Raw genomic sequence first — 26,344 nt, 5'->3', positions numbered from 1 at the left:
GGGAGGAAGCTGGGCGGAAGCCGCTTGGAGTGCGCCAGGGGCAGAGCCCCAAGCACGCGCCGCCCTGCGGCGCCAGCAAACAGCCCTTGCCATTTGTTCCTGTTTTGATCCAAACCGGCTGCAAGGAGTCGGTATGAGCATTACGATCACAGGACAGCCGGGCCAGCGCGTCGCAGTCGCAGGGGACATCACCAAAACGCTGCGCGTCCCATATGACGAGGTTGAGGAGCGTTTCCTGCTGGCGGCGAGCGATGGTTCGTTGATCGAAGGCCGCCTAGAAGCCGAGGAAGATCGCTTCGATTTCCGGGTCGTGGTGGACGGCGCCGGGATTTCACGGATCGGCTCCGGCGAGCTGACGTTGGATTGGGCGGTCGAATGGGTGACGATCGCGCCCTATGACGCTGGCGCATTGACGGAGCGCGGCCCGATGCCGCTGCCCCTGTTCGATTCGCTGTCCGGCTAGTTCTGCCGTTCCAACGCGAAAGCCCCCGCTCCGCTGGAGCGGGGGCGTCGCCGCCGGTCAGCGGGACCAGATCAGGGCGTATTCGCCGGTGGTATCGATTTCGGACAGCGTGGCGTAGATCGGCGCCGGGAAGCTCGGATCGTCCAGCTTGACCGAGATGTAGTTGCGGCCTTCGCGGCTGGTCTTCTTCCAGGCGGCACCGATGTCCATGTTGGCAGCGCTGATCCGGAAGTCAGGGGACTTTTCGCCTTCCTTCTCGACCGGCCGAAGGGTGGCCTTGGTGTTGAGGGTGAGCGTCTTGATGACGCCGTTGAACTCGCTCTTGGTGTTGGGGGTGAAGGTGCCGATCGTAGCCATGTCGTGATCTCCTGTCTGCTCGGACCGCGCCCATCGCGGCCTCGATGGCTCGGCGTCGGCCGGGGCACGATCGACCCCGCACCGCTTGCGGCCGGAACGCAGAGGAGGTTGGACGGCGGGCGGCTTTTTTGTTTCGCGATGCAAAGCCGAAGGCGGCGGAAAAAAGCCGAACGACGCCCTTGCGGGAAGGCGATCGGCTTCGGTCAGACAAGCCATTGGAGAGGCCGTTTGGGCAGCACCGGGCTAGGAATTCAGAAGAGACATGGCGGTCGTCGCGCCCACAGCGCGGAGCCGCACGGTAGTGATACCCATCAATCCCCGCGAAGATGCTACTCCAGTGCGGTGACGAATCGCGACGATCAGCGGGAAGACCAAGACCCTCGCGAGGGTCTGGCGGAGGAAGGGTTGCTATTGCCCCTGATCGAGGACTGGCGGGCGATCTACATCGACAACTATGCGCCGTGGTTCGACCTGGCACGTGACGTCAATCGTTACGCCACTTGGCTTTTCCAAGAGCATCAGGACGCTGGCAACGGTGGGCCGGCCAACGCGCAGGCCCCAACGGCGGTCCGCATGTATGGGCGCGCGATGAATGCGTTCGCGGCTTCCGTCATGCTGGCCGAGCGCGCCATGGCCATCGAAGCGGCGGGCGCCGTGCGCGCAATCTATGAAGTCGGCTTCTGGCTTAGCCTGCTCGCTACCGATCCGCTCAAAGCGCTCGAAGCGCTGGAGGTCGACGAGCACGACAACGCGATCCAGCGGGAGGCGTTATTGCGCGAAGAGCATCCCACAGACGCGGCCGTTATTGCGGCGTCACTGAAGCGCGAGGCGCATCACGTGTCGAAGCTGGCCAAACGGAAGAGCCTCAGCATCAAAAAGATCGCCAAGACCATGCCGAAGCGGTCGGGTTATCTCGAATATCGGCTGGTCAGTGCCTTCTACGGCCATCTGTCCAGCAGCAGCCTCGACGGGCTGAAGAAGAGGAACGGCAAGGGAGGCGTAACCAATATTCTTGGTCCATTTGAGACGGAGATCCCCAAGGCACTGTCCTTCGCACTCGACGCGATGCTTCGTTCCACCCGCTATTTCGAGGTCATGATGAAGGAAAGCCGACAGCCCGACCGTCTGGATAAGGCTCAACGCACGTTGCTGGACCTTCAAGCCGCTACCTGATCGAAAAGCGGCCGCGCCCGGCAAGGGCGCGGCCGCGATTTTGGCCGACAACTAAAGGAAGGCCGGGACCGCTCGCGCGGCCCCGGCCCAATGCCGCTATTCGGCGGCGACGGCATAGGACGCTTCGCCGTCCTCCGCTCCGGTTTCGGGGGCCTCCGCTTCGGACGGCTGCCCCACGGTCCCGGCATCCTCGACCTCGACGGGCGCGGGCTGCTCCGACTCGGGCGTCCGCAGCACGGCGGGAAGCCAGCCGGTTCCGGCCAGAAGCTGCTCGGCGGTCTGCGCCATGTCCGGCTTCTTCATGTCGGCGATACGGCGGGCGGCGTCCTCCGACACGCCTTCGCTAACGGCCTCGACGATATGCGCCTTGGTCACGCGACCAAGGTAGCTGTCCACCGTGGGCGTCCAGTCCTTCGCCACGTCCAGCGCCAGCGCGGTCGCCAGCCTGTCCGCCGTTTGCAGCGAACGGGGCTTGCGGTCCCACGGCAACCGCAGCGCATTGACGGTGCGAGACGCGCAATGCGCCAGCAGCGCCAGACGCTTCTCGTCGTCCAGCCCGACGATGAAGCCCCAGAGGTCGGCCACGTCACGCGGCATCCGCTCGGCCCACGCCTCGCGCGCCTCGTTCGCTTTGGCGGCAAGCGGCATATCCTCGATCCCGTCCGCATGACTGCCAAGCGGCGTCACGGTCGGACGAACCTCAAGGCAACCGGCCTCGGCGTAGCTATAGAACAACTGTGCCGTGAGCGTGTGGGTCAAGGCGATCAGCGCCAGATCGGGCCGCTCACCAAGCGCCACACGCAAAGCCAGCGTCCGATGGGCGGACAGGTCGCGGGTGAGGCTGTCGGAAATCGGCTTGCCCGGTTCCTCGTCCTCGTCCTCGACCTCCCGCACGTCCTCGTCGCCGTTTTCGGCCTGCTCATCCTCCACGGCCTCCGGGGCCGTCGCATCGCCCTCGGCTTCCGGCTCCGGGTCGGCCAGCGCCTCATCCTCGAGACGGACGAAACCCCGCTCGACCCTGACCGTGCCGTCATGGTGAAGCACGACGAACGCGCCGCCATGCGCGGTCACGCTGGCGTCGTAGGCCGAACGCTTGGCCGAAATGGCGTCGATCTCGTCGGACACCGCCTCCAGCTTCGCCGCCACGTCCTCGGGCATCTCGTCATAGGACGAATACCCCTCGGCAAGCTCGTCATGCTCGGTGGACAGCGCCTCCAGCCGCGCCTCGTCCTCGTCGGACAGGGCGATGGTCTGCGGATAGAAGCGCCGCATCCCGTGGGCGTGGGGATAGTCGATATGCGCCTCGGTCCATTTCCACCCCTCGGCCTGGACCTCGCCTGCGATCTCGCGCAGCTTCTCGGCGGCGAGCATATCGAGCAAGCCCGCATCCTCGAAGAACCCGCCCCGGTCCTCGCTGAACAGGTCACGAATGATATTGCCGCCCGCCTCGATGTAAGCGTCGGCCCCGACGAACACCGCGCGCCGGTCGGCGGCGGGCACGTTGGCGGCGGTCATGTCGCGCCGGATGATCCACGGCTCGCGATTGTGATGCAGCCCCTCGAACACCTGCTCCTGCCGGGCATGGTCCTCGGTGATGGCGAAGGCCATAAGCTGGTCCAGCGTAAGACCGTCCTCGCGATAGACCTGCAACAGCTTCGGGCTGACGGCGCCCAAGCGAAGCCGCTGCTTCACTACGCCCGCCGACACGCCGAACCGCGCGCCGATCTCCTGCGCCCCCCAACCCTTGTCGTTGGAAAGCTCCGCAAACCGCTCGAACTGGTCGGCGGGGTGCATGGGCGTCCGGGTCACGTTCTCGTCCAGACTGATCTCGGCGGGATCGTTGGCCGTATCGAGCCAGCAACGCACCGGCTCGGACTTCTTGATCTGCTTGCGTTTGGCGCGCAGCAGCATCGCCAGCCTGCGCCCCTCGCCAGCGGTGACGAGGTAACAGCCGGTCGGCGTCCCGTCCTCCTTGGTTTCCGGTTCCACGACAAGGTTCTGGATCAGCCCCTTGTGCTGGATCGAAGCGGCTAGAGAATCAATGGCGGCCTCCCCATGCGGCACCTTGCGCGCGTTCTTGGGGGACTTCTTGAGCTTGTTCAGCGGCACGAAAATCTCGACGCCACTGACGGCTTCGGTCTGAACGGTATCGGTCATCTTACTGCTCCTTGGCTTGGGTTTCCGCGCAGCGGAGCGCCGCGCTGAAACCCTGCCCGTCGGCGAGACCGGGGGTGCAACCGGAGTGGGCGGCTTCGCGGGGAACCGGCTGCACTGAGCGAAGCGAGGGAAGCTGGGCGGAAGCCGCTCCGAAGGGCGCTGGGGGCAGAGCCCCAAGCAGCCGCGCCGCGTCCGCGGCGCTACCAATGAAGGCACCCTTGCGGCGACCGGCCGGCGCGGCGGCGTGCGCGCGGGCCTGGGGGCCAGCCGCCGCCGCGCCCTCCGGGCAGAGCAAGAGTGCAACGCGGCTACGATAAGGCGCGCACCCTGTCGGCTTCGTAGAAGTCGCAGAGTGCGCTCTATTGAAACCGCGTGCTGCCCGGCGCGCCAGCGCCGCCCGCCATGCTGATCGTCACCAGGCAGGGCCGAAACCCGTCCGGGGTTCGGTCGGAGCGCAGCGCAGATAGAGCGGCGGTCCCGCAGGGAGGCGCAAACCCTCTGACCTTGTAATTTGTACCAGCATCGACTAATATGAAGTCATTGACTTATGGAGGCCAGCATGGCGGTCATGACGATCCGAAACATCGACGATGTCATCAAGAAGCGCCTCCGCGTGCGCGCAGCCGTCAATGGCCGGTCGATGGAAGACGAGGCGCGCGACATTCTACGCTCGGCGCTGTCCACAGATGATCCGCGCCCTCGCAATCTCGCTCAAGCGATCCATGAGAGGTTCGGCCCGCTGGGCGGCGTTGATCTGCCCGACGTACCGCGCGAGGCGATCCGGCCGCCGGTGGACTTCGGCGAATGATCGTCCTTGATACCAACGTCATTTCCGAGCTGATGCGGCGCGAGCCGGACGCGGCGGTGATGGCCTGGATGGGCGAGCAGCCGATGGCGGGGGTGTTCACGACCACGCTGACGCAGGCGGAAATCTTCTACGGCCTGGCGCTGCTGCCCGAGGGACGCCGCCGCGATGCACTAATGGCGGCCGCGCAGCCGATGTTCGATGTCGATCTCGCCGGGCGCGTGCTGCCGTTCGATACCGATGCCGCCAACGCCTATCCCGATATCGCGGCCGGGCGGCGGAAGGGCGGCCAGCCGATCAGCCAGATCGACGCACAGATCGCGGCCATCGTCCGCTCGCGAGGGGCGCGGCTGGCGACTCGCAACGTGGCCGACTTCGCCGACTGCGGCATCACGGTGGTCAATCCGTGGGGCGAGCCATGAACCGCGCCGCCGTCCGTCCCTATCTGCGCTACGCTTCGTCGGAGCCTTTGCGCGAGAGAAAGGCGGGCGGCACCCTGTCTGCATGGCCACGTCTCGCAAGCCTCGTCGCCGAACACCGCGCCGTCCTGCATATTGCCCGGACGACTTGCTCGATTATGTCCGATTGCCGGTCAGCTCGGCTCAGCCTCATGTGGGTCGGCCGCCCAAAGACGATCTTGCGACCTGGACCGTCACCGACGACTGGCCTGAGCGCGTTCCGGTCACGAGCGCCGAAGTGGACGTGTTCGAGGCATGGTTCGGCGATATCTTCGACGAGCTGTTCGGGCCGTGCCAATGATGTGAGGATACTGCCATGACCGTGCCGCTGCGCGCCGCCCTTTACCTGCGCGTCTCAACGGCGCGGCAGGCCGAGCATGACGTCTCGATCCCGGATCAGCGCAAACAGGGCGAAGCCTATTGCCTGTCGCGGGGATTGGAGCTGGTCGATACGTTCGTAGAGGCAGGCGCATCCGCCACCAACGACCGCCGACCCGAGTTCCAGCGCATGATCGAGGCCGGAACGAGCAAGCCGGCACCGTTTGACGTGGTGGTGGTCCACAGCTTCTCGCGCTTCTTTCGCGATCATTTCGAGCTGGAATTTTACGTCCGCAAGCTCGCCAAGAACGATGTGAAGCTGCTCTCCATCACCCAGGAGATGGGTGATGATCCGATGCACGTCATGATGCGCCAGATCATGGCGCTGTTCGACGAGTATCAGTCCAAGGAGAACGCCAAGCACGTCCTGCGCGCCTTGAAGGAAAACGCCCGACAGGGCTTCTGGAACGGCTCGCTGCCACCAATCGGCTATCGCGTCGTCGCCGCCGAACAGCGCGGCGCCAAGACCAAGAAGAAGCTGGAGATCGACCCGCTGCACGCCGACACGGTGCGGCTGGCGTTCAAGCTGGCTCTGGAAGGGGACGGCACGTCCGGCCCGATGGGTGTCAAGACGATCACCAAGCATCTCAACGAGCGCCGTATCTTCACCCGCGACGGTGGGCGCTGGGGCATCGGCACGGTGCATCGTATGCTGACGCGCGCCACCTATGCGGGCCGGCACGAGTTCAACAAGCGCGGCAAGAGCAAGGAATTGAAGCCCGCCACCGAAGTGATCGCGGTCGAGGTTCCGGCGATCATCGACCAGGCGATGTTCGATGCAGTGCAGGCGCATCTGAAGGCGCGCAGCCCGAAGGTCGCCCACCCGCAGGTCGTCGGCGGCCCGACGCTGCTGACGGGACTGATCCACTGCGGCAAGTGCGGCGGCGCGATGACGATCCGCACCGGCAAGGGCGGGCGCTATCGCTATTACACCTGCTCGATGAAGGCGCGGCAGGGCGTGACGGCGTGTGAAGGCATGACCGTGGCGATGGAGCGGCTGGACGATCTTGTCGCCAATCATCTGGCGGAACGGCTGCTCGATCCAGTCAGGCTTGAGGTCGTGTTGTCCGAGGTTCTGGATCGCCGGCAAGAACGATCCGAGCGGCGCCGCGAGCATATCGCGGAGTTGAACCGGCGTGCTGCGGAGACCGAGCTGCGTTTGAAGCGGCTCTATGACGCAATCGAAAGTGGAGTCGCCGATCTCGATGATCCGGCGCTCAAGGATCGCATCGACGGATTGAAGGCGACCCGCGATCAGGCGCGAGCGGATGCCGAGCGCGCCTCAGCGCTTCTCGTAAGCTCGACCCAGCAGGCGATCACGCCGACGATGCTTCGCGACTTCGCCTCGACCGCGCGGCGACGTATCCGGCTGGAGGGCGGCGGCTACCGGCGCGATCATCTGCGTGCGCTCGCGCAGCGGGTGGAAGTCGATCGCGAGGAAGTCCGCATCATGGGCTCGAAGAGCAACCTGTTGCGCGTGCTCGCCGCGAACGGCGTAGCCTCGGCGGTGGGCGGAGTGCCCACCGTTGTTCCGAAGTGGCGGAGCGGCAGGGATTCGAACCCTGGATACGCTTTTGGCGTATACTCACTTTCCAGGCGAGCGCCTTCGACCACTCGGCCACCGCTCCGCATTGCACTGGAAGTGGGGCTCCCTATCGCGGGGTGGTGCGCGAGGCAAGGGCGGATGATGGCTTTTCACGGATGCGCGCTCGCATGGCGTGCATCGATGCCGCAAAGCGCGCGATGCGGGAACAATCACCGCCCGATCCGCGATATAGGATGAAGGCGAGGCCGGCGTCATCCGCGCCGCCAGCATAGCGGAGACCATCATGATCGTCGGCACCGTCAAGGAGATCAAGAACCACGAATATCGCGTCGGCCTGACGCCCGAGAGCGTGCATGAGCTGACCGCCCATGGCCATGACGTGCTTGTGGAGACCGGAGCGGGGGAGGGGATCGGCGCGCACGACGCGCTTTACGAACGCGCCGGCGCGCGCATCGTCGGGACGGCAGCGGAGATCTTCGCTTCGGCGCAGATGATCGTGAAGGTCAAGGAGCCCCAGCCGCCCGAGCGCGCGATGCTGCGACCGGGCCAGATCCTCTACACCTATCTCCACCTCGCGCCCGATCCCCACCAGACCCGCGACCTGATGGCGTCGGGCGCGACCTGCATCGCCTATGAAACGGTCACCGACGCCAGCGGAGGACTGCCGCTGCTCAAGCCGATGAGCCAGGTCGCGGGCCGCATGTCGATTCAGGCGGGGGCGACCGCGCTCGAAAAGGCGCATGGCGGTCGAGGCGTGCTGCTGGGCGGGGTGCCAGGCGTGCTGCCGGCCAGGGTCGCGATCATCGGCGGCGGCGTGGTCGGCTTCAACGCGGCGCAGATGGCGGCGGGGCTGGGGGCGGACGTCACTATCCTCGATCGCGATCCGCAAGCGCTCGAACGGCTCGGCACCTTTTTCGAGGCACGCGCCAAGACCCGCTTTTCCAATCGCGCGAACCTCGCCGAATGCGTGGCGGATGCGGACCTCGTCATCGGCGCGGTGCTGATCCCCGGCGCCGCCGCGCCAAAGCTCGTCAGCGCGGATATGCTCAAGACCATGAAGAAAGGCGCGGTGCTGGTGGACGTCGCGATCGATCAGGGCGGCTGCTTCGAAACCAGCCACGCGACCACTCATGCGGACCCGACCTATGTCGTCGAGGGCATCGTCCATTATTGCGTCGCCAACATGCCGGGCGCGGTTGCGCGCACCAGCACCTATGCGCTCAACAACGTCACCTTGCCCCATGCGCTGCGCATCGCCGATCTTGGCTGGCAGGCGGCGATGCGCGCCGATCCGCATCTGCTCGCGGGGCTCAACGTCTGGGACGGCAAGGTGACGTACAAGGCCGTAGCGGATGCGCTGGATATCCCGTTCACATCGCCCGACACCGCGATCGGCTGACCGAAGGCCTCATCGGCAGCACAGGGTGCGGATTCTCCCCGCTCGTTCGTCTGATCGGGCGGGGCAAGTTTGTTTCAACTGGATGCCTCCGTTAACAGGGTTTTCGCCGAAAAAGGGGCATGGTTCGCATCATGGTCGACCAGATACATTCCGCCGTTCCGGTCCAGGGGCGCGATTACGACCACAGGGACGCCGTTCAGGCGCATCAGGAAGGGCCCTATTCATGAGCGGCGATATGATGACCTGGCTCGTGCCGCTCGTCGCGATGCTGGGTGCGGGACTGCTGGCGGGCTTTGCCGCCGGCCTGTTCGGCATCGGCGGCGGCTTCGTCGTCGTGCCGGCGCTGTTCGTCGTGCTGCCGCTGCTGGGCGGCACCCATGAAGCCATCGCCCATGTCGCGATCGGTACGTCTGCGGCGACCATCATCGTCACCTCGATCCGGTCGCTTCTCGCCCATGCCAAGCGCGGCGCGGTGGAGTTTGAAGTGCTCAAACAATGGGCGCCCTGGCTGATCCTGGGCGACGGCATCGGCGTCATGCTGGCCGGCCATGTCGATGGCAAGGTGCTCACGATGATCTTCGCGGTCGGCGTCGGCCTCATGTCGCTCAACTTCCTGCTGCCCAAGGTCGGCGGCAAGGTGGTCAGCGACACCATGCCCTCGGGCGTGGTCCGCATGGGCATTGCCGGGGGGCTTGGCACCTTCTCGTCGCTGCTGGGCATCGGCGGCGGAGTCATCGCGATCATGGTGATGACGCTGTGCGGCCGCTCCATCCACCGCGCCATCGCCACCGCGTCGGGTATCGGCACATTGATCGCGATCCCGACCGCGATCGGCTTCGTCCTGATCGGCCTCAGGGAAGGGGGGCTGCCCTGGGGTTCGCTCGGCTATGTCAACATGCCCGCGACCCTCGCCATCACCTCGATGTCGGTGCTGACCGCGCCGCTCGGCGTCGCCGCCGCCCACGCGCTGCCCGCCGGACCGCTCAAGAAGATCTTCGGCGTCTATCTTATCGTCATTTCCTACCTGATGCTGCGCAACGCGCTCAAGATGTAACCGCGCGATCCCGACGCCGCCACTCAGTCGGCGTCGGGATCGCGAAAATTGAGCCGCCGCGTCACCGTATAGTCGAGCACGCCCACCAGCAGATAGCTGATCCACTGCTTGGCCAGCGTCAGCGGCGTCCGCTGCGCGCGATAGAGTTCGGGCGTGATCCGGCGGCTTTCCGCCGCCCGCGCGTCGATGAAGCCCCGCATCGCCCCGGCAAAGCCCTTATCCTCCACCCGCAGCATCACCTCCAGGTTCAGGAACAGGCTGCGCATGTCGAAATTGGCCGACCCGATATAGACCGCATCGTCGATCACGATCAGCTTCATGTGCAGCTTGCACGGCTGATATTCGTAAATCTCGACGCCGCGCTTCATCAGCGGCCCGTATAGCAGCCGCGCCGCCGCCACCGTCGCGCCATTGTCCGACCGCGACGGCAGGATCAGCCGCGCCCCCCCGCGCCGCGCCGCCCGCGCCAGCCGCTTGAGCATGCCGCGCCCCGGCGAGAAATAGGCCTCCACCATGTCGAGCCGGCCCGCCTGGTCGAGGTCGCGCTTCACCACCTGCGCCCATGGGCTCAGCCGTCGCGTCGGTCCGCCGATCAGCCAGCGGAACGCGCCGCCGTCACCCTGTTCGCCCGGCCCCCGGTCCAACCCACCATGCCAGCGCCGGATCATCCGCCGCAGCATTCGGAAGCCCTGTTTGCGGCTCGCGACCCAGCGCCAGATCTGCGTGTACCATCGCGCCATCGCCGCCACCTGCGGCCCCTCGATCAACAGCCCCAGGTCGCGCCATTCGTCCTGCGGCGGAATCCCGAAATAGCTGTCCTCGACATTGAAGCCGCCGATCAACAGCCGCTCATCGTCCGCGATCGCCATCTTCTGATGATTGCGGATCAGGTAGCGGGTGGAGCGCCGCGTCCCGAAGCGGCCGAAATGCCCGCCAGCCCCCACCAGCGGCTCGAAAAAGCCGGGCGGCGTGCGGTCGCTGCCGAACGCGTCCACCATCAGCGTCACGGCCACCCCGCGCGCCCGCGCCGCGACCAGCCGCTCCAGCACCAGCCGCCCGCTCTCATCATCGGCAAAGATATAATAGAGCAGTTTCACGCTCGCCTGCGCCCCGTCGATCAGCGCGATCAACGCCTCGCGCAGGCCCGCGCCGCTCTCGATCACGCGCAGCCGGTTGCCGTCCAGCGTGACGGCGATCTCCGACCCGTGCCCGCGCGCTCCACTCTGCTCATTCGTCATGCCGCCGCTCATGCCCGCTCGCGCCGCGTCTGGCCACCGCGATTATGGCCTTTCATTGACTCGGGGGGAGGGCGCTGCTAAGGGCGACGCTGAAGTCATTCCCCGTTTCAGGAGGCCCTATTGGCCCGTGTCACCGTCGAAGATTGCGTCGACAAAGTTACCAACCGTTTCGATCTCGTCCTTCTCGCCGCCCAGCGCGCGCGGGAGATTTCCGGCGGCGCCGAACTCACGATCGACCGCGATCGTGACAAGAACCCCGTCGTCGCCCTGCGTGAGATCGCCGAAGAAACCGTCCTTCCCGCCGAGCTGCATGCGTCGGTCATCGCCTCGCTGCAAAAGGTGCAGATCGACGACGACGACACGCCCGACGAGATCGGCTCGATCGCCCAGTCGGCCGAGGCTCTGCGCCTCACCGCCGCCGCCCCGCCGCGCAACCAGAATATCGGCGGCGACTACGACGGCTAAAGCGATTTAAGGCTTTTCGGTTTGGAGAGGGACGAGGCCCGGACTGCGTAAGCAGGACCGGGCCTCGACATGTTTGGGGGAGGGGGCTAAGCGCCAATGGACCCAGCTGATTGATGCACGAGATGCCCCGTCGGACGATCCCGTGGATCTTCACAACTCAGTCAACGCCGGTAAATGGCAGGGAGCCAGAGCTTATTGCGCGGGCGAACTGGTTTCCAGTGGAACGCGAAAGATATAAGTTTTCTGCATGATCCGCGAAGCGATGCGCCAACTCCCCGATATTCGAGCATATTCATCGAGATAAAAAAGGCCGCAGACGATTACGTCGCGGGATGCGCCTTCCTTGGCCGGGACGTCCATCGGATTATAACCCATGACCCGTCCCGTTGCCCGATCTCCAGCGATGACAAACTGATGGTTGGCCATCATATGATGCGTTCCGCCGATGGACGGCGTGGCCTCGTAAATCCAGGCCAACAACGCTTCCACATCGCCGACAGGGCCGCCAAATGCGATCGCGTCAACGTGCGCGTTCGGCGCGAATATGTCGTTCAGTTTGGCAAAATCACGCGAATCTATGGCGCTTGCATAGGCATAGATCAGATCCTGAAGCTCGAGCCGATCCGAAATTTCTTGAAGTGCGAGCATATGAATATCCCGATCAAGCTGGATGTTCGTCGTTAACCTCATGTCTGGCGAACCGATCGCATTTCTCGGATTTTAATCAGCCAGCTTTGGGCCACGATCATGACTTCTCCCAAATGGGATGCCTGACGCCCTGCCGGGTGTCAATCCAGGTTGGCGGACCGGCTTCGTCTCTCGTTCCCATCACACAACCACTCATCGCTTCAAAATCGTGGATCGAACATCGCGATGCGTGAGCCCTTGATGCGCCGTCTGCTACACCTCATACCGTCGTTAAATTGAGGGGGCAGCCGCCCTTAGGTTGGAGGACCTGATGCCAGAACTAACGAGCCAAGCCGCTGCCCCGACGCAGGCAAATGCGAAGAAGCTGCGGTTCGGGTTGGCGTACGCCTATGTGGATAATGACCGTGCCACGGCGACCGATCCGTCGCGGCGGGGGTATGAACGTCATTGGGCAGAAACGCTCGATCACGTGGTTTGGGCGGAATCCATCGGCTTCGACTCGGTTTGGTTCAGCGAGCATCATTTCGATGGACTATGTCCTTCGCCGCTGATCATGACGGCTGCGGCGGCCATGCGCACCAAGCGGGTGCGCCTTAGCAGCTGCGTGATGCTTGCTCCCCTATATCACCCCCTCCGTCTTGCTGAGGAGGCGGCAATGGTTTCCGTGCTGTCGGAGGGGCGATATGACCTCGGCATTGGCATGGGCTACAGCGAAAAGGAGTTTGAAGCCTTCGGCGTCAACATGCGCCACCGGCCGAGCCTGATGGAAGATACCGTCGATTTCGTCCGTCGCGCGTGGACCGGCGAGCCGTTCGCATTCGAAGGGAAAAGGTTCAATATGCCTGAAATTGCGGTGACGCCCGTGCCCGCCGATCCGCCGCGGATATTGATCGGAGGCATGGCCGAGCCAGCCATCAGAAGGGCAGCGTTGCTCGGTGACGGTTTTCTCTCAAGCAACAACGCGCATTTGCCGGCCTACGTGGCTGCCCTGGAAGAATTTGGGCGCACTGGCACCGCGGTCGCCTCACAGGTGGCCCTCATCGCGGAAGACCCGGAGCGAGCGGTTGCGGAACTGGAGCAATATGCGCTTAATTACGTGAATATTTATGTCGATCGTGGGTTGGTGCAACATCCGCGTTTCGAAAATATCCAGCAGGCGGTCGATATCGATCTATATAGGATATGGGACGGGGCAAAGGCCGTTTCGGAGATCGTCAACACCGTTATCGCGAACCCGGTCGTGGACGAAGTGCTCTTTCTGGTGAGCAGCGGGCCCGGCGAGCCGATTGCAAGCACCTATCCGCGCGCGCAATATCTCATGGATTACGTCATCCCGGAGGTTCGCAAGAAGATTGAAATTCCCTTCGCTCAGTGATGAGACTATTCGGAAGCGGACAGTCATCTATGGGCTAAATTCAGTACTTGCCCTGTCCTACATCCCCCACCCATGCCATAACCCAGTCATCCGGCTCTTTCCCATCGTCCACCCTCCACCAGCCGACTTTCCGATAATTTCAACGACACGCAATAAATGGGCGAAATATGCGGGAACTATACGAAGTTAAGGCGGCAATCGCGCGCCTTACCCTCCAAGTTTGGGCAGCGCCCAGTCGATCGGCCCGCGCCCATGCGCTTCCAGAAACGCATTGGCCTTCGAAAAATGCCGGCATCCCAGAAACCCGTTATGCGCCGACAGCGGGGAGGGGTGGGCGGCCTTGAGCACCAGATGGCGGCTCGCATCGACGAAGCCCGCCTTGCGCTGAGCATAGGCGCCCCACAGCATGAACACGACCGGCTGTTCCCGACCGTTGACGAGGCGCACCACGGCGTCGGTGAATGTCTCCCACCCCTTGCCCTGATGCGACGCGGCGCGCGCCATCTCGACCGTCAATACGCTGTTGAGCAGCAGTACGCCCTGCCGCGCCCAATGTTCGAGGAAGCCGTGCCCCGCGCGCTCTATGCCAAGGTCGCTGTGCAACTCCTTGTAGATGTTGACCAGCGACGGCGGCGTCCGCACCCCCGGCCGCACGCTGAAGCACAGCCCATGCGCCTGCCCCTCGCCATGATAGGGGTCTTGCCCCAGGATCACGACCTTGACCTGATCGAGCGGCGTCAGGTCGAGCGCGCGGAAATATTCCGACCCCTTGGGAAAGATGCGTTTGCCCGCCGCTTTCTCCTGCTCCAGAAACTGCTTGAGCGCCTGCATCGCCGGGCTGGCGAACTCGGCTTCCAGCGGCACGCGCCAGCTTTCGTGCAATTTTATCGTCTCGCTCATCGCCGCCTGATGGACCGGAGGCCGACGCGCTGTCAACGGACCGCCAAAGCCCCTTGCCCCGGCTTTGCGGATCGTGAAAAGAACGGCCATGCCTCGCTTCCGCTCCCTAAGCGCCTCGCTCGCCGCGATCACCCTGTTCCTCGCGCCGCTGCCCTCCGCCGACGCCTTCGGCCCCGCGACCAGCGCGGTTCATCAATCGGCGCAAGGCCGCCTGCTCGCCGAGTTCGCCCGCTTCGCCACCCTGTCCGACGGCACAGTCGGCATCGCCATTCGCAACCTTGGCACCGGCGAGACGCTGGCGCTGAACGGCGACACATTGTTCCCGATGGCCAGCACCTACAAGGTCGCGGTCGCGGGCAAGATCCTCTCCATGGTCGATGCGGGCGCGCTCTCGCTCGACACCATGATCGCGGTCGACCCCGCGCTGCTGAGCGAGGGCGGCATCGCCGACCAGTTGCCCCATGGCGGCGCGAGCTTTTCGGTCGCCAACCTGCTCGACCTTATGCTGACGCGCAGCGACAATAACGCGACCGACATGCTCATCGCCAGGGCCGGCGGCCCGCAGACGGTCGACGCCTGGCTCCGCTCGATCGGCGTCCACGGCATGCGGGTGGACAGCAACACTGCCCAGCTGCTCTACCGCGCCATGGGCCTTCGCCCCGGAGCCGGCACCTTCCGCCGCAACGTCGCGGCGGCGATGCAATCGGATGCGGCCCTGCGCGACCGCGAGGCTCGCGACCTGCCCAACATCGCCTTCGCCACCGACCCGCGCGACAGCGCGACCCCCAGTGCGATGACCGACCTCCTGTCCGCGATCGAACGGCGCAAGGCGCTCAAGCCCGCCAGCACGGCGACGCTGCTGGACATCATGGTCCGCTGCCGCACCGGCGCCTCCCGGCTGAAAGCGATGCTCCCGCCCGGCACGCCGATCGCGCACAAGACGGGATCGCTCAATGGTCTCGGCAATGATGTCGGCCTCGTCACCCTGCCGGACGGGCGGCTGTTCGCGATCTCGGTCTTCGTGATGAAGGACAGCAAGGGCCACGACGCCCGCGACCGGATCATGGCCGAAGTGGCGAGGGCGGCCTACGACTATTTCCTCTTCGCGCCCGATCGCAGCAACGGCTGATCGTTTCGCCCTTAACAACTATCGGGCTTCCCGCTAGCAAGGCGATCGGGGAGGACTGCCATGAAGAGCATTGCCCGTTTTCAGGATTTCTGGCCTCATTATCTGCGCGAACATGCCCGTCCCGGAACGCGGGTCATGCATTATGCGGGGACCAGCATCATATTGTTGCTGCTGGGCGCAATGCCGCTGGCCGGACGCTGGTGGATGGGCGCGGCGCTTCCGGTCGTTGGCTATGGCTTCGCCTGGACCGGCCACGGCCTGATCGAACGCAATCGCCCCGCGACCCTGCGCCATCCGCTCTGGTCGCTGCGCGCCGATTTCCTGATGTGGTATCGGTTCATGACCGGGCATCTGGCGGAGGAACTCGACCGGGCCGGTGTCCCTCGCGATGGAACGGTCAACGCCGTCATGCCGTGACACGCGCGTACCGCCCGGAGCCCGATTACGTTCATCCGCCGCGCAACAGGCTCACAGCAGCGTCCCGCTCGAACAGGTAGAGACAGGTTCGGGCGGCCTGCCCGCGCGGTCCGTCCAGCCCCCCGTCGCGGTCCACCAACAGCCTCGCATCGTCGCGCGCCGCATCCAGCAGGGTGGCAAGATGTTCGGGCGTCGCCAGCTTCATCCGCGCCTCGCCGGATTGCCGCGTTCCCAATACTTCCCCCGCGCCCCGCAGCCTCAAATCTTCTTCGGCAATGCGAAAGCCGTCGTTGCTCTCGCGCATCAGGGCCAGCCGGGCGCGCGAGGTATCGCTTAGCGCACCGCCGCGCAGCAGCAGGCAAACCGATGACTTGTCGCCCCGGCCCACGCGACCGCGCAACTGATGCAGTTGGGCAAGCCCAAACCGGTCGGCCCCTTCGATGATGATCAGCGAGGCGTTGGGTACGTCGACGCCGACCTCGATGACCGTCGTGGCGACGAGGACTTTCGTCCTGTTTGCCGAAAAAGCCTCCATTGCCGCATCTTTGTCGGCGCCCTTCATGCGGCCATGGACCAGCCCGACGGCCTGGCCAAACCGCATCCTCAGGCCCTCAGCGCGGGCTTCGGCAGCCGCCTGATCGCTGCTTTCGCTCTCTTCGACCAGCGGGCAAACCCAATAGGCCTGCCCCCCGGCCTCGATATGACGAGCCAGCGCATCGATCACTTCGTCGAGGCGACTGGCCGTCATCACGACCGTCTGGATCGGCTGGCGTCCTGGTGGCATCTCGTCCAGTCGCGATACGTCCATTTCACCATAGTAGGTCAGCGTCAGCGTGCGAGGGATGGGCGTCGCTGTCATCACGAGCAGATGAGGCGCGCGCTCGGCCTTGGACGCGAGCAGCATGCGTTGCGCCACGCCGAAGCGATGCTGCTCGTCGATCACGGCAAGGCCAAGGCTGCGATAGTTGACCGCCTCCTGAAATATCGCATGGGTGCCGACGAGGATATGGATACTGCCGTCGGCCAGCCCCATCAGCGTCGCCTCTCGCACCTTGCCCTTTTCCCGGCCGGTGAGGATCGCGATCTCCACCGGCAGACCGGATGCCATTTTCCTCAACGTCTCATAATGCTGGCGCGCGAGGATTTCGGTCGGCGCGAGCATCGCCCCCTGCATGCCCGCCTCGACAGCATTGAGCAGGGCCATCAGCGCCACCAGCGTCTTGCCCGATCCGACATCGCCCTGGAGCAGCCGCAGCATGGGCGTTCCTTGCGCCATGTCGCCCTCAATCTCACCCATGGCACGCCGCTGGGCCCCGGTCGGTGCGAAGGGCAGTTCGAGCGACGCCCTCAGACGGCCATCGCCAGCGATAGGGACGCCCCGCCGACGTCGCCCGGCCTGTCGAACCAGCATAAGCGCCAGCTGCCCGGCGAAAATCTCGTCATAGGCGAGCCGCTCGCGCGCTACCGCGTCGCCGGGGTCGGCATGGACTCGCCCCAGCGCTTCCCGCCAGCCTGGCCAGCTCCTGCTTGCAATCAGGCTGGGCTCGGCCCACTCGGAAAGATCCGGCGCACGGAGCAATGCCTGCGCGGCGAGATCCCGCATCCGATTGTTGGTCAGCCCGTCGGACAGTCCATATACGGGCTCGCGCGCTGGAATGGTCGCCGCTTCTTCGGGCGCCAGGACATAATCGGGATGCACGATTTGAAGAGCGTCGCCATAGTTTTCGAGTTTGCCCGACACGAATTTCGGCTCGTTCAGCGGCAGCAGCTTTCTGGGCCAGGCGCTGTTGCGGCCGAAATAGACCAGCGCGACATGGTTGCCACGGGCGTCCACCGCATCGACGCGAAACGGTGCGCGAGTGCCGCCGCCGGCACGATAGTCCACCGGCGTCAGCTCGATGCCGATCACCCGGCCCGAATCCGCTATATCCAGAGCGCCGGTCAGCTTGCGGTCCACCCAACTGACCGGCAGATGAAAGGCAACGTCGACCGCGCGGGCAAGGCCCAACCGCTCCAGCGGCCGGGCAAGCGCCGGCCCAACGCCCTTGAGCGCGGAAATTTCGGCAAACAGCGGATTGAGAATGTCGGGTCGCATGGCTATCTGCTGCCCTCTATCTCAGCTCGCCCGGTCGTACAAATGCCGGATGGGGTCCAGAGCTATGCCCATTGAAGGAACAAATTGTGAACAATGATCCGCTGATGCGCCGGCTGAAATTCCGCGCCTGGCACCGTGGTACACGGGAAGCGGATTATACCGTCGGCGGATTTTTCGAACGCTATCATAAAGAATGGACCTCGGATGAAATCGCGTGGTTTGAACGCTTCATGGACGAGCAGGATGCCGACATCATCGGCTGGGCCCTCGGGACCATAATCGTGCCGGACGAATGGAAAGGCGCGATGATGGATCGCTTTTTGAAGCTGGATTTCGTGAAGATTGAAAATTGACGCTACTGCCGCCGGCTGGCTGGAAACGGATGATAATGAAGTGACCGATCTTCAGAAAATCCTCAAGGCCGCAGCCCCGTTGACCTTGTCCGGCGTTCCGGCCGGTTTCCAGCCTTGGCTGCTGGCCGATATCGCGCGGGCCGCAAAGACGCGCGCTGTATTTGTCGCTTCGGACGATCAACTGATGCGCGCGGTGGCCGATACGGCGCATTATTTCGCGCCGGAGATCGAGATTATCGAAGTTCCCGCGTGGGATTGCCTGCCTTATGATCGCGCCAGCCCCTCCTTGCGGACGGCGGCCGCGCGGCTCGCCGGCCTTCACGCATTGCAGGCTGTCCCCAAGGGACCGCAATTGGTGCTGACGACGCTCAACGCGTTGACCCAGCGAACGCTGACGCCATTTCGTGTCCGGCAACTGGTCGCGAGGCTCGCGCCCAAAGAGCGGATCGCCATCCCCCGGCTGGCCGAGATGTTGCAGGGTAATGGCTATGTCCGCACCGACACGGTGCATGACCGTGGCGAATTCGCTGTTCGCGGCGGCATCGTCGATCTGTTTCCGGGCGGCGAGGAACAGCCGCTGCGGCTCGATTTCTTCGGCGACGAGATCGAGACCGTCCGCCGCTTCGATCCCGCCGATCAGCGAACAACCGGCAGCGTGGACAGCTTCACCCTGCTGCCGGCGTCAGAGGCGCTGCTCGACGAGGAGACCATCAAGCGGTTTCGGGGGCGGTATCGCGAACTGTTCGGTGCGACGGCAACGGGCGATCCGCTCTATCAGGCGGTGAGCGACGGGCGAAGGCTGGCCGGCATGGAACATTGGCTCCCCCTGTTCGAGGAGCGGCTGGTGCCGATGACCGAACATCTGGGCGAGGATGTCGTGGTCATTCGCGATCATGGCGTGGCCGGTGCCGCCGATGCGCGTTTCGAGGCGATCCGCGACTATCATGCCAATCGGGTTCAGGCGAAATCTTCCGATCCTGGGGCTTATCGCCCATTGAGGCCGGAGGCGCTCTATCTGGACGGGGCGGAATGGAATGCGGCGGTCGCGGCGCTGCCGATGCATGAGGCGACGCCCTTTCACGAGCCCGAAAGCGCGACCGTGCTCGATTTTGGGGTCGACGGGCCGCGCGACTTCGCGCCCGAGCGCGCGCAGAACCTGAATATCTATGAGGCGGTCGGCAAGCATATCGCCGCGCTGCGCCGCGCGAAGAAAAAGATACTGATCGCCAGCTACTCCGGCGGGGCGCGCGAACGTCTGTCTGGCCTGCTTGCCGATCATGACGTCAAGCGGTTGGCGGCCGCCGACGACTGGCAGGAAGCGCTGGGGCTGGCGGGGGGAGGCAGCGTCGTTCTCACCGTCCTGCCGCTGGATCACGGTTTCACCGCGCCCGATGTTGCCGTCCTCACCGAACAGGACATGCTGGGCGACAGGCTCGTCCGCCGCGCCAAACGTAAGAAGAGCGCCGACGCCTTCCTCGCCGAACTGGCTACGCTCTCACCGGGCGATCTCGTCGTCCACATGGACCACGGGATCGGCCGTTATGAGGGTCTGACGCAGATCCCGGTCAGCAAGACTGCGCATGACTGCGTCGCGTTAAGCTACGCGGGCGGAGACAAGCTGTTCGTACCGGTCGAAAATCTGGAGGTGCTGTCCCGCTACGGCTCCGACAGCGATGGCGTCAGCCTTGACAAACTGGGCGGCGAAGCCTGGCAGCGGCGCAAGGCGAAGATGAAGGAGCGCATCCGCGAGATCGCGGGTGAATTGCTCAAGACTGCCGCCGAGCGCGCATTGCGCGCCGCCACGGTCGCCGAGCCCGACAGTGCCGGCTATCCAAGTTTCGTCGACCGCTTCCCCTATCAGGAAACCGAGGATCAGGATCGCGCGATCGGCGACGTAATCGAAGATCTGGGCTCGGGCAAGCCGATGGACCGGCTCGTCTGTGGCGATGTGGGCTTCGGCAAGACCGAAGTCGCGCTGCGCGCCGCCTTTGTCGCCGCGATGGCGGGGATGCAGGTGGTGCTGATCTGTCCCACCACATTGCTCGCGCGCCAGCATCATATGCAGTTTGAGGAGCGTTTCCGCGGCTTTCCCGTCAATATCGGCCGCCTCTCGCGGCTCGTTCCTGACAAAGAGGCCAAGGCAGTCAAGGCGGGCCTCGCCGATGGCACGCTGGATATCGTCGTCGGCACGCATGCGCTGCTGACCAAGGGGATCGATTTCAAGCGCCTCGGGCTCGTCATCGTTGACGAGGAGCAGCGGTTTGGCGTCACCCACAAGGAGCGGCTGAAATCCCTCAAGACCGATGTCCATGTGTTGACGCTGACGGCGACGCCGATCCCGCGCACTTTACAGATGGCCATGTCCGGCCTGCGCGAACTGTCGGTGATTCAGACCCCGCCGGTCGATCGCCTTGCAGTGCGAACCTATATCATGCCGTGGGACGGGGTCGTGATCCGCGAGGCGTTGCTGCGTGAACATTATCGCGGCGGCCAGAGCTTCTTCGTCGTCCCGCGTATCGCCGACCTGGCCGAGATCGAGGAATTTCTCCTCAACGAAGTGCCCGAGGTCCGGTCGGTCGTCGCCCATGGTCAGATGAGCGCGGCGCAGGTGGAAGAGCGCATGTCGGCCTTTTACGACAAACGCTACGACGTGCTGCTGTCGACAACGATCGTCGAAAGCGGCCTCGACATTCCCAGCGCCAACACATTGATCATTCATCGCGCAGACCGGTTTGGCCTCGCGCAACTCTATCAGTTGCGTGGTCGCGTCGGGCGATCGAAGGCCCGCGCCTATGCCTATATGACGACGCCCGCCAACCGCATCATCACCGAAACGGCTGAAAAACGTCTCAAAGTGCTGTCCGACCTCGATACTTTGGGAGCAGGGTTCCAGCTGGCGAGCCACGATCTCGACATACGTGGCGCAGGCAATCTCGTCGGCGACGAGCAGTCGGGACATATTCGCGAGGTCGGGTTCGAACTTTATCAGTCGATGCTCGAAGAGGCGATCATGGATGCCAAGGCGGGCGGGGCAGGGCTCGAACGTTCGCGGGACAGCTTCTCGCCGCAGATCAGCGTCGACGCGCCGATCATGATTCCCGATGATTATGTCCCTGATCTCGATTTGCGCATGGGTCTCTATCGCCGGATCAACGAAATCGAGGACCGGCAGGGGCTTGAGGCCTTTGCCGCCGAACTCATCGATCGCTTCGGAAAGCTGCCGGCGCCCACGCAAAATCTGCTCAAGGTCATCGAGATCAAGCAGAATTGCGTGAAAGCGAACATCGCCAAGATCGATGTCGGGCAAAAGGGCGCTCTCGTCAGCTTTTTTGAGGATCGTTTCCCCAATCCCGCCGGCCTTGTCGCCTATATTCAAAGGCTGGACGGCGTGGCGCGGCTGCGCCCCGACAGCAAGGTCGTGGTGAACAGGACCTGGGGGGACCCGGCTGCGAGACTGAACGGAGCGCTGCAACTGTCGAAGGGGCTGGCGAAGGCCGCGGGATGACTGCTTGTGGCATGACGTCATTGCGCCTAGCCTCAGGCGGCGTCGCATATTGATGGAGAGAATGAAGTGCCCGTCGAAATCAGTATAGTCGCCTGGGCCATGGTGCTGCTGCTCGTCCACATCTTCGCCGCCGCCCATGTGAAGACGAAGCAATATGGCACGACATGGAATATGGGCGCGCGGGACGAAAACTTGCCACCGCTCGATCCGGTGGCAGGCCGGCTAATGCGCGCGCAGGCGAATTTTCAGGAGACGCTGCCGATCGCCATCGTCGCTCTGATCGGGGTGGTGGTCGTCGGCAAGACAAGTGAACTGACGGCACTTGGCGGCTGGATCTGGCTCGGTGCGCGGATCCTCTATATGCCTCTATATGGCCTCGGCATTCCCAAGGTGCGAACGCTGGTGTGGCTCACCAGCTTGGTCGGCCTTGGCATGGCGCTCTGGCCTTTGCTGCGGTTCTAGTTCAGCATCAGCGCCACCAGATCGGCCGACGACACGCCGGCCGATCGCAGGAAGCCCTGATAATAATCACAACCCTCGCGGCTCAGCAGGTCGCGCTGCTGTTCGGTTTCGACCCCTTCGGCGATCACGGACAGCCCCAGCGATTTTGCCATGTGAATGACGCCGCGCACGATGATCCGGTCGCGCGCCGACCCTGCAATATCCTGCGCCAGACCACTGTCGATCTTGAGATAGTCGAGCGGCAGGCTTTTCAGATAGGCAAGGCTCGAATAGCCCGTGCCGAAATCGTCGATTGCAACCGCGAGCCCCTGCGCTCGCAGCGCCGTCAGCAGCGCCGCGGCGGCTTGGACATCCTCGATCAACCCGCTTTCCGTGATCTCTACCGTGAGGCGGGAGCGCGGAAAGCCGCTGTCGTCTAGGAGAGCGAGAAAATCGGTCATGAAAGCCGGCTGCGCGATATCGGCCGCCGTCAGATTGATCGAAAGGCGCAATTCCCGCAATGCGCCGGGCCACGCGGCCGCCTGACGCAGCGCCTCGCCCTGAATATGCGCGGACAGCGGCAGCATGTAATCGGACCGTTCCGCCGTCGCGAATAAAATGCCGGCGCTCAAGGGGCCATATTTGGGATGGTTCCAGCGGGCCAGCGCCTCGACCCCGCTGATCCGTTCGCTGTCCATAGGATATTGCGGCTGGAAAACGATGCCGATTTCGCCCCGGTCGAGCGCCAGGCGCAGGTCGGTTTCGAGCTGATCGGCATCGACCTGACGGCTGCGCTTTTCCGCCGACAGGATACGGATACCTTCGCCGCCGCCCTGACGCGCATCGGCCAGCGCCGTGCCAGCGCGGCGGATCAGCCGGGTGGCGTCATCTTCGGTTCGGGATTGCGCGATGCCGCAACGCCCTGTCAGCCGAATGAGATGATCGCCAGCGCTGAACGGACGACCGATTGCCGCGATCAGCTGCCGCGCGAGGAAGGTCGCCCTTTCGGCCGTTGCCGCTTCGCCGCTGAGGCCCACGAGAAATTCGGTGCCCGCGATCCGTGCGACCATGGCGCCCGGCGCAAATTCGTCGACCATGCGCTCGATTCGCCGGGCAATCCTCCCCAGCAATGCGTCGCCGACCACCTGACCATAAGCGGCATTCATCCGGTCGAACTGGCTGATCGACAGCAAAAGCACCGTGGTCGCCAGCCCGGTGCGACGCTGGAGCCAGTCCAGCGCAGCGCCGCGCGAGCGCACCCCGGTCAGGAAATCGCGGGAGGACGCCTCTTCCTGAGCATGTCCATCCGAAAGCCATTCGACATCGGCGGCGATTACGCCGTCCTCGATCCGCAAGTGATGCACGAGCCGGTCCCCCGGCCGGTCTGGCGCGGCATGAACAAAAACGCCCGGACCACCGGCGCGCATCATGTCGCGCAACGCGAGCAGCACGCCCCGCCGATCTACCCGCGGCAGTCGGCGAATCAGGTTGGCGGGAGTCGATGCCGTTTCCGCTAGATTAAGATGGCGCGCCAGATTATCACTCAGCCGCACCACGCCGGTGGGTTCCAGCGTCCAGTGAAGGGCGTCGCCTCGGCGGATGCGTTGCGCGCGCTGGCTATGAGCGGCGCCTCCACCAAGCCTGTCGATCAAACGTTGAGCCGATGCGAGGGTCGCTCGCAAGGCTCCGTCCGTTAGCGGGGTCGCGATAAAATGTGTGGCACCAGCCGCAAGCAGCGCCGGTGCTTTGGCCATATCGTGAAGTTCGATCAAGACGATCAGAGCGCCCCCGCCCGCATCGATGGCGGGCACGAGTGGAGCGATCAAATCAACGTCACCACCGCCATCGCGCATATCGATGAGAGCAACCTGAGCGTCGCTGCGGAGATAACGCTGGATGGCGTCGGCCGGACGGCGCGCGCCGATAGCCCGCCATCCGGCGCGGCGGGTAGCCTGGATCAGTCCGTCGCGATCGCCCGGTGAAAGGATGAAAAGGCTGCGCTGCACGTCCGATGCGGTGTCGCCGCTCACTTGCCTTCTCCCCTGTCGCGCATCGATCGGCCCTAGCACCATCCCGTTACCGACCGGTTCACATCACGGCAACCTGCGGCGCTTGCGAAGCGCAAGGCCTTGGCCTACCTACGCTGTCATGGCGATTGCCGATCCTTCCCGCAAGCTGATGACCGACGCGCTGGGCCGCCGGATCAGCTATCTGCGTATTTCTGTCACGGATCGCTGCGACTTGCGGTGCCGCTACTGCATGGCCGAGCGCATGACTTTCCTGCCGAAAAATCAGGTTCTCACTTTGGAAGAGATCGCGCTGTTGGCCGATCTGTTCATCGGTCGGGGTGTGCGAAAGATCAGGCTGACCGGGGGTGAGCCACTGGTTCGGCGCGACATTATCGATCTGGTCCGCCGCATCGGGCGACATATCGGGCAGGGACTGGACGAACTGACGCTGACGACCAACGGTACGCGGCTGTCTGACCATGCCCATGCCCTGCATGATGGAGGCATTCGCCGAATCAATGTCAGCCTGGACAGCCTGGACCCCGATCGGTTCGCTCATGTAACGCGGGGCGGGGATATCAGGTCCGTCTTTCACGGGCTGGAAGCCGCGAAGGCAGCGGGGCTTGCCGTGAAGATCAATATGGTCGCGCTGAAGGGTGTGAATGATGATGAAATTCTGCCCATGCTGCACTGGTGCGACAAGCAGGGTTTCGATCTCACGCTGATCGAGACCATGCCGCTCGGCGAAACCGGGGAGGACCGCACCGACCATTATCTGCCGCTGACACAAGTGGCCGCGAGTTTGCGCACACATTATGCGATCACGCAGCTGCCGCAGCGAACCGGCGGGCCTGCGCGCTACTACGCCGTCGACGGCTTGCGCGCGCGGCTGGGGCTGATCACCCCCATGACCCATAATTTCTGCGCGGATTGCAACCGTATGCGGATGACCTGCGAGGGCAAGATCTTCATGTGTCTTGGCCATGACGATCATGTCGACCTTAAGGCCGCGTTGCGCGAAGGTGGCTTGGCGGCGGTCGAACCGCTGATCGACCGCGCGTTACGGCTGAAGCCCGCGCGTCATGATTTTCAGATCGGTCAAGACCTCGATCCTGCGATCAGGCGTCATATGAGTGTGACCGGCGGATGAGCAGCGAGCCGCGGCGCGCTCTGCTCGCGTCTCCGACCCAGGCGGCCCGAGCCGCCGAGGAGCGGCTGCGCGGTGCCTATGACTTCGTGCCGGTCGATCAGGCCGAAATGATCATCGCGCTGGGCGGCGACGGCTTCATGCTCCAGACGCTGCATGCGATGCTCGAGAGCCGGCGCACTGTTCCGGTCTTCGGCATGAATCTGGGCACGGTCGGCTTCCTGATGAACGAATGGCGGCTGGAGCGGCTCGAACAGAGAATTGAAGCGGCCAAGTCGTTCAAGGTTACGCCGCTGCGCATGACCGTGGACACGATCGATGGCGAGCGCTTTTCAATCCCGGCCATCAATGAAGTGTCCCTGCTGCGCGAAACCCGCCAGACCGCCAAGCTGGAAGTTCAGGTCAATGGCCGGCCCGTCCTGCCCGAATTGGTGTGCGACGGGGTTCTGGTCGCGACGTCGGCGGGGTCGACTGCCTATAATCTGTCGGCGCACGGGCCGATCCTGCCCCTCGGGTCCGGCCTCGTGGCGTTGACTCCGATCAGCCCCTTTCGGCCCCGTCGCTGGCGCGGGGCGATCCTGCCGGAAAACACGATCATCAAATTCACCGTGCTCGATGCCGTCAAGCGGCCAGTGAGCGCGGTGGCCGATCAGCGCGAAGTGCGTGATGTGGCGCAAGTGGAGGTTCAGATCGATCGCGCGACGCCGCTCACGCTCCTGTTCGACCCCGAACATACGCTGGACGACCGGATCGCGGCGGAGCAGTTCATCGCCTGAAAAAATGCGGTCATTAGCACTTGCCAGTTCGCAAATCCCGCTGCTATAGGCGCGGC

General features: G+C 64.3%; 23 protein-coding genes, 1 tRNA gene and 1 pseudogene. 17 read left to right on the top strand and 8 right to left on the bottom strand.

The features are described 5' to 3' along the window. The first annotated feature begins 133 nt into the window (after positions 1–133). Complete coding sequence (locus WG907_RS15680; protein ID WP_340234239.1) at positions 134–463, top strand: hypothetical protein; 330 nt, start codon at positions 134–136, stop codon at positions 461–463. A gap of 57 nt (positions 464–520) precedes the next feature. On the opposite strand, the gene WG907_RS15675 is transcribed toward WG907_RS15680, so the two are convergent. After that, entirely contained in the window at positions 521–820 is a 300-nt protein-coding gene (locus tag WG907_RS15675) for a DUF736 domain-containing protein (RefSeq protein WP_340234238.1), read from the bottom strand. A 342-nt stretch (positions 821–1,162) separates the two neighbouring features. On the opposite strand from WG907_RS15675, the gene WG907_RS15670 reads away from it, so the two are divergent. Then, positions 1,163–1,993 carry a DUF5677 domain-containing protein gene (locus WG907_RS15670; RefSeq protein ID WP_340234237.1) on the top strand — a complete coding sequence of 277 codons (831 nt, stop codon included), beginning with the start codon at positions 1,163–1,165 and terminating at the stop codon, positions 1,991–1,993. A gap of 96 nt (positions 1,994–2,089) precedes the next feature. Here the strand turns inward: WG907_RS15670 and WG907_RS15665 are convergent, their stop codons facing one another. Then, complete coding sequence (locus WG907_RS15665) at positions 2,090–4,150, bottom strand: ParB/RepB/Spo0J family partition protein (protein WP_340234236.1); 2,061 nt, start codon at positions 4,148–4,150, stop codon at positions 2,090–2,092. A gap of 559 nt (positions 4,151–4,709) precedes the next feature. On the opposite strand from WG907_RS15665, the gene WG907_RS15660 reads away from it, so the two are divergent. From WG907_RS15660 to WG907_RS15645, 4 genes and pseudogenes are all read left to right on the top strand, one after another. Then, on the top strand, positions 4,710–4,958 hold the full coding sequence (locus WG907_RS15660) for a FitA-like ribbon-helix-helix domain-containing protein (RefSeq protein WP_311340735.1): 249 nt from the start codon (positions 4,710–4,712) through the stop codon (positions 4,956–4,958). Continuing rightward, positions 4,955–5,377: a type II toxin-antitoxin system VapC family toxin gene (locus tag WG907_RS15655; RefSeq protein ID WP_340234232.1), complete on the top strand. Its 423-nt coding sequence runs from the start codon at positions 4,955–4,957 to the stop codon at positions 5,375–5,377. The genes WG907_RS15660 and WG907_RS15655 overlap by 4 nt, the downstream gene beginning before the upstream one ends. A gap of 145 nt (positions 5,378–5,522) precedes the next feature. Further along, a complete protein-coding gene (locus WG907_RS15650) occupies positions 5,523–5,714 on the top strand; it encodes a hypothetical protein (RefSeq protein WP_340234230.1) in 192 nt (63 codons plus the stop codon). 15 nt (positions 5,715–5,729) lie between these two features. Next, a pseudogene (locus tag WG907_RS15645) lies at positions 5,730–6,755 on the top strand (recombinase family protein); the annotation flags it as partial. A gap of 573 nt (positions 6,756–7,328) precedes the next feature. On the opposite strand, the gene WG907_RS15640 reads toward WG907_RS15645, so the two are convergent. Beyond that, positions 7,329–7,419: transfer RNA gene (locus WG907_RS15640), tRNA-Ser, on the bottom strand. Between the two features lie 201 nt (positions 7,420–7,620). On the opposite strand from WG907_RS15640, the gene ald reads away from it, so the two are divergent. Both ald and WG907_RS15630 read left to right on the top strand, forming a co-directional pair. Then, on the top strand, positions 7,621–8,736 hold the full coding sequence (gene ald / locus WG907_RS15635) for an alanine dehydrogenase (RefSeq protein WP_340234229.1): 1,116 nt from the start codon (positions 7,621–7,623) through the stop codon (positions 8,734–8,736). Positions 8,737–8,959: 223 nt separating this feature from the next. After that, positions 8,960–9,790, top strand: coding sequence for a sulfite exporter TauE/SafE family protein (locus tag WG907_RS15630; protein WP_340234227.1), 831 nt, complete (start codon positions 8,960–8,962; stop codon positions 9,788–9,790). A gap of 23 nt (positions 9,791–9,813) precedes the next feature. On the opposite strand, the gene WG907_RS15625 is transcribed toward WG907_RS15630, so the two are convergent. Beyond that, positions 9,814–11,028: a phospholipase D-like domain-containing protein gene (locus WG907_RS15625; protein ID WP_340234225.1), complete on the bottom strand. Its 1,215-nt coding sequence runs from the start codon at positions 11,026–11,028 to the stop codon at positions 9,814–9,816. Positions 11,029–11,148: 120 nt separating this feature from the next. Here WG907_RS15625 and rpoZ point away from each other — a divergent pair, with 120 nt between their 5' ends. Continuing rightward, the gene (gene rpoZ / locus WG907_RS15620; RefSeq protein WP_340234224.1) at positions 11,149–11,493 is read left to right on the top strand and encodes a DNA-directed RNA polymerase subunit omega; all 345 of its coding nucleotides are present in this window, start codon (positions 11,149–11,151) and stop codon (positions 11,491–11,493) included. A gap of 192 nt (positions 11,494–11,685) precedes the next feature. Here rpoZ and WG907_RS15615 read toward each other — a convergent pair whose 3' ends face one another. Then, entirely contained in the window at positions 11,686–12,141 is a 456-nt protein-coding gene (locus WG907_RS15615) for a nuclear transport factor 2 family protein (RefSeq protein ID WP_340234223.1), read from the bottom strand. A 310-nt stretch (positions 12,142–12,451) separates the two neighbouring features. Here WG907_RS15615 and WG907_RS15610 point away from each other — a divergent pair, with 310 nt between their 5' ends. Beyond that, positions 12,452–13,516, top strand: coding sequence for an LLM class flavin-dependent oxidoreductase (locus tag WG907_RS15610; protein ID WP_340234221.1), 1,065 nt, complete (start codon positions 12,452–12,454; stop codon positions 13,514–13,516). 207 nt (positions 13,517–13,723) lie between these two features. Here WG907_RS15610 and ung read toward each other — a convergent pair whose 3' ends face one another. Continuing rightward, a complete protein-coding gene (ung, locus tag WG907_RS15605) occupies positions 13,724–14,416 on the bottom strand; it encodes a uracil-DNA glycosylase (protein WP_340234329.1) in 693 nt (230 codons plus the stop codon). Positions 14,417–14,504: 88 nt separating this feature from the next. Between ung and bla the strand changes: the two genes are divergently transcribed. After that, positions 14,505–15,545, top strand: a complete 1,041-nt coding sequence (gene bla, locus WG907_RS15600) for a class A beta-lactamase (RefSeq protein ID WP_340234220.1) — start codon at positions 14,505–14,507, stop codon at positions 15,543–15,545. 60 nt (positions 15,546–15,605) lie between these two features. Next, complete coding sequence (locus tag WG907_RS15595; RefSeq protein ID WP_340234219.1) at positions 15,606–15,962, top strand: Mpo1-like protein; 357 nt, start codon at positions 15,606–15,608, stop codon at positions 15,960–15,962. A gap of 31 nt (positions 15,963–15,993) precedes the next feature. Here the strand turns inward: WG907_RS15595 and recG are convergent, their stop codons facing one another. Then, complete coding sequence (gene recG, locus WG907_RS15590; RefSeq protein ID WP_340234218.1) at positions 15,994–18,057, bottom strand: ATP-dependent DNA helicase RecG; 2,064 nt, start codon at positions 18,055–18,057, stop codon at positions 15,994–15,996. A gap of 86 nt (positions 18,058–18,143) precedes the next feature. Here recG and WG907_RS15585 point away from each other — a divergent pair, with 86 nt between their 5' ends. From WG907_RS15585 to WG907_RS15575, 3 genes are all read left to right on the top strand, one after another. Then, complete coding sequence (locus WG907_RS15585; RefSeq protein ID WP_340234217.1) at positions 18,144–18,410, top strand: FAD assembly factor SdhE; 267 nt, start codon at positions 18,144–18,146, stop codon at positions 18,408–18,410. Positions 18,411–18,450: 40 nt separating this feature from the next. Continuing rightward, positions 18,451–21,915, top strand: a complete 3,465-nt coding sequence (gene mfd, locus WG907_RS15580) for a transcription-repair coupling factor (RefSeq protein WP_340234328.1) — start codon at positions 18,451–18,453, stop codon at positions 21,913–21,915. Positions 21,916–21,981: 66 nt separating this feature from the next. Continuing rightward, on the top strand, positions 21,982–22,377 hold the full coding sequence (locus WG907_RS15575; protein ID WP_340234215.1) for an MAPEG family protein: 396 nt from the start codon (positions 21,982–21,984) through the stop codon (positions 22,375–22,377). Here the strand turns inward: WG907_RS15575 and WG907_RS15570 are convergent. Beyond that, positions 22,374–24,428 carry a putative bifunctional diguanylate cyclase/phosphodiesterase gene (locus tag WG907_RS15570; RefSeq protein WP_445326826.1) on the bottom strand — a complete coding sequence of 685 codons (2,055 nt, stop codon included), beginning with the start codon at positions 24,426–24,428 and terminating at the stop codon, positions 22,374–22,376. The genes WG907_RS15575 and WG907_RS15570 overlap by 4 nt on opposite strands. A 76-nt stretch (positions 24,429–24,504) precedes the next feature. Between WG907_RS15570 and moaA the strand changes: the two genes are divergently transcribed. Together moaA and WG907_RS15560 are read left to right on the top strand one after the other, a co-directional pair. After that, a complete protein-coding gene (moaA, locus tag WG907_RS15565; RefSeq protein ID WP_340234211.1) occupies positions 24,505–25,515 on the top strand; it encodes a GTP 3',8-cyclase MoaA in 1,011 nt (336 codons plus the stop codon). Further along, positions 25,512–26,288, top strand: a complete 777-nt coding sequence (locus tag WG907_RS15560) for an NAD kinase (protein ID WP_340234209.1) — start codon at positions 25,512–25,514, stop codon at positions 26,286–26,288. Before moaA ends, WG907_RS15560 begins: the two co-directional genes overlap by 4 nt. Positions 26,289–26,344 lie beyond the last annotated feature (56 nt).

Origin of the sequence: Sphingobium fluminis, assembly GCF_037723805.1 — a bacterium.
In the GTDB taxonomy this organism is placed as follows: domain Bacteria; phylum Pseudomonadota; class Alphaproteobacteria; order Sphingomonadales; family Sphingomonadaceae; genus Sphingobium.
Note: the sequence above shows the minus strand (reverse complement) of the source record. Positions and strands in the feature narration are given on the sequence as shown.

What these genes read in the sequence shown, in the direction of transcription:
- WG907_RS15680 (WP_340234239.1), top strand. Translation starts at nt 134, where the DNA reads ATGAGCATTACGATCACAGGACAGCCGGGCCAGCGCGTCGCAGTCGCA.
- WG907_RS15675 (WP_340234238.1), bottom strand. Translation starts at nt 820, where the DNA reads ATGGCTACGATCGGCACCTTCACCCCCAACACCAAGAGCGAGTTCAAC.
- WG907_RS15665 (WP_340234236.1), bottom strand. Translation starts at nt 4,150, where the DNA reads ATGACCGATACCGTTCAGACCGAAGCCGTCAGTGGCGTCGAGATTTTC.
- WG907_RS15660 (WP_311340735.1), top strand. Translation starts at nt 4,710, where the DNA reads ATGGCGGTCATGACGATCCGAAACATCGACGATGTCATCAAGAAGCGC.
- WG907_RS15655 (WP_340234232.1), top strand. Translation starts at nt 4,955, where the DNA reads ATGATCGTCCTTGATACCAACGTCATTTCCGAGCTGATGCGGCGCGAG.
- ald (WP_340234229.1), top strand. Translation starts at nt 7,621, where the DNA reads ATGATCGTCGGCACCGTCAAGGAGATCAAGAACCACGAATATCGCGTC.
- WG907_RS15630 (WP_340234227.1), top strand. Translation starts at nt 8,960, where the DNA reads ATGAGCGGCGATATGATGACCTGGCTCGTGCCGCTCGTCGCGATGCTG.
- WG907_RS15625 (WP_340234225.1), bottom strand. Translation starts at nt 11,028, where the DNA reads ATGACGAATGAGCAGAGTGGAGCGCGCGGGCACGGGTCGGAGATCGCC.
- WG907_RS15615 (WP_340234223.1), bottom strand. Translation starts at nt 12,141, where the DNA reads ATGCTCGCACTTCAAGAAATTTCGGATCGGCTCGAGCTTCAGGATCTG.
- WG907_RS15610 (WP_340234221.1), top strand. Translation starts at nt 12,452, where the DNA reads ATGCCAGAACTAACGAGCCAAGCCGCTGCCCCGACGCAGGCAAATGCG.
- ung (WP_340234329.1), bottom strand. Translation starts at nt 14,416, where the DNA reads ATGAGCGAGACGATAAAATTGCACGAAAGCTGGCGCGTGCCGCTGGAA.
- bla (WP_340234220.1), top strand. Translation starts at nt 14,505, where the DNA reads ATGCCTCGCTTCCGCTCCCTAAGCGCCTCGCTCGCCGCGATCACCCTG.
- WG907_RS15595 (WP_340234219.1), top strand. Translation starts at nt 15,606, where the DNA reads ATGAAGAGCATTGCCCGTTTTCAGGATTTCTGGCCTCATTATCTGCGC.
- recG (WP_340234218.1), bottom strand. Translation starts at nt 18,057, where the DNA reads ATGCGACCCGACATTCTCAATCCGCTGTTTGCCGAAATTTCCGCGCTC.
- WG907_RS15570 (WP_445326826.1), bottom strand. Translation starts at nt 24,428, where the DNA reads ATGGTGCTAGGGCCGATCGATGCGCGACAGGGGAGAAGGCAAGTGAGC.
- moaA (WP_340234211.1), top strand. Translation starts at nt 24,505, where the DNA reads ATGGCGATTGCCGATCCTTCCCGCAAGCTGATGACCGACGCGCTGGGC.
- WG907_RS15560 (WP_340234209.1), top strand. Translation starts at nt 25,512, where the DNA reads ATGAGCAGCGAGCCGCGGCGCGCTCTGCTCGCGTCTCCGACCCAGGCG.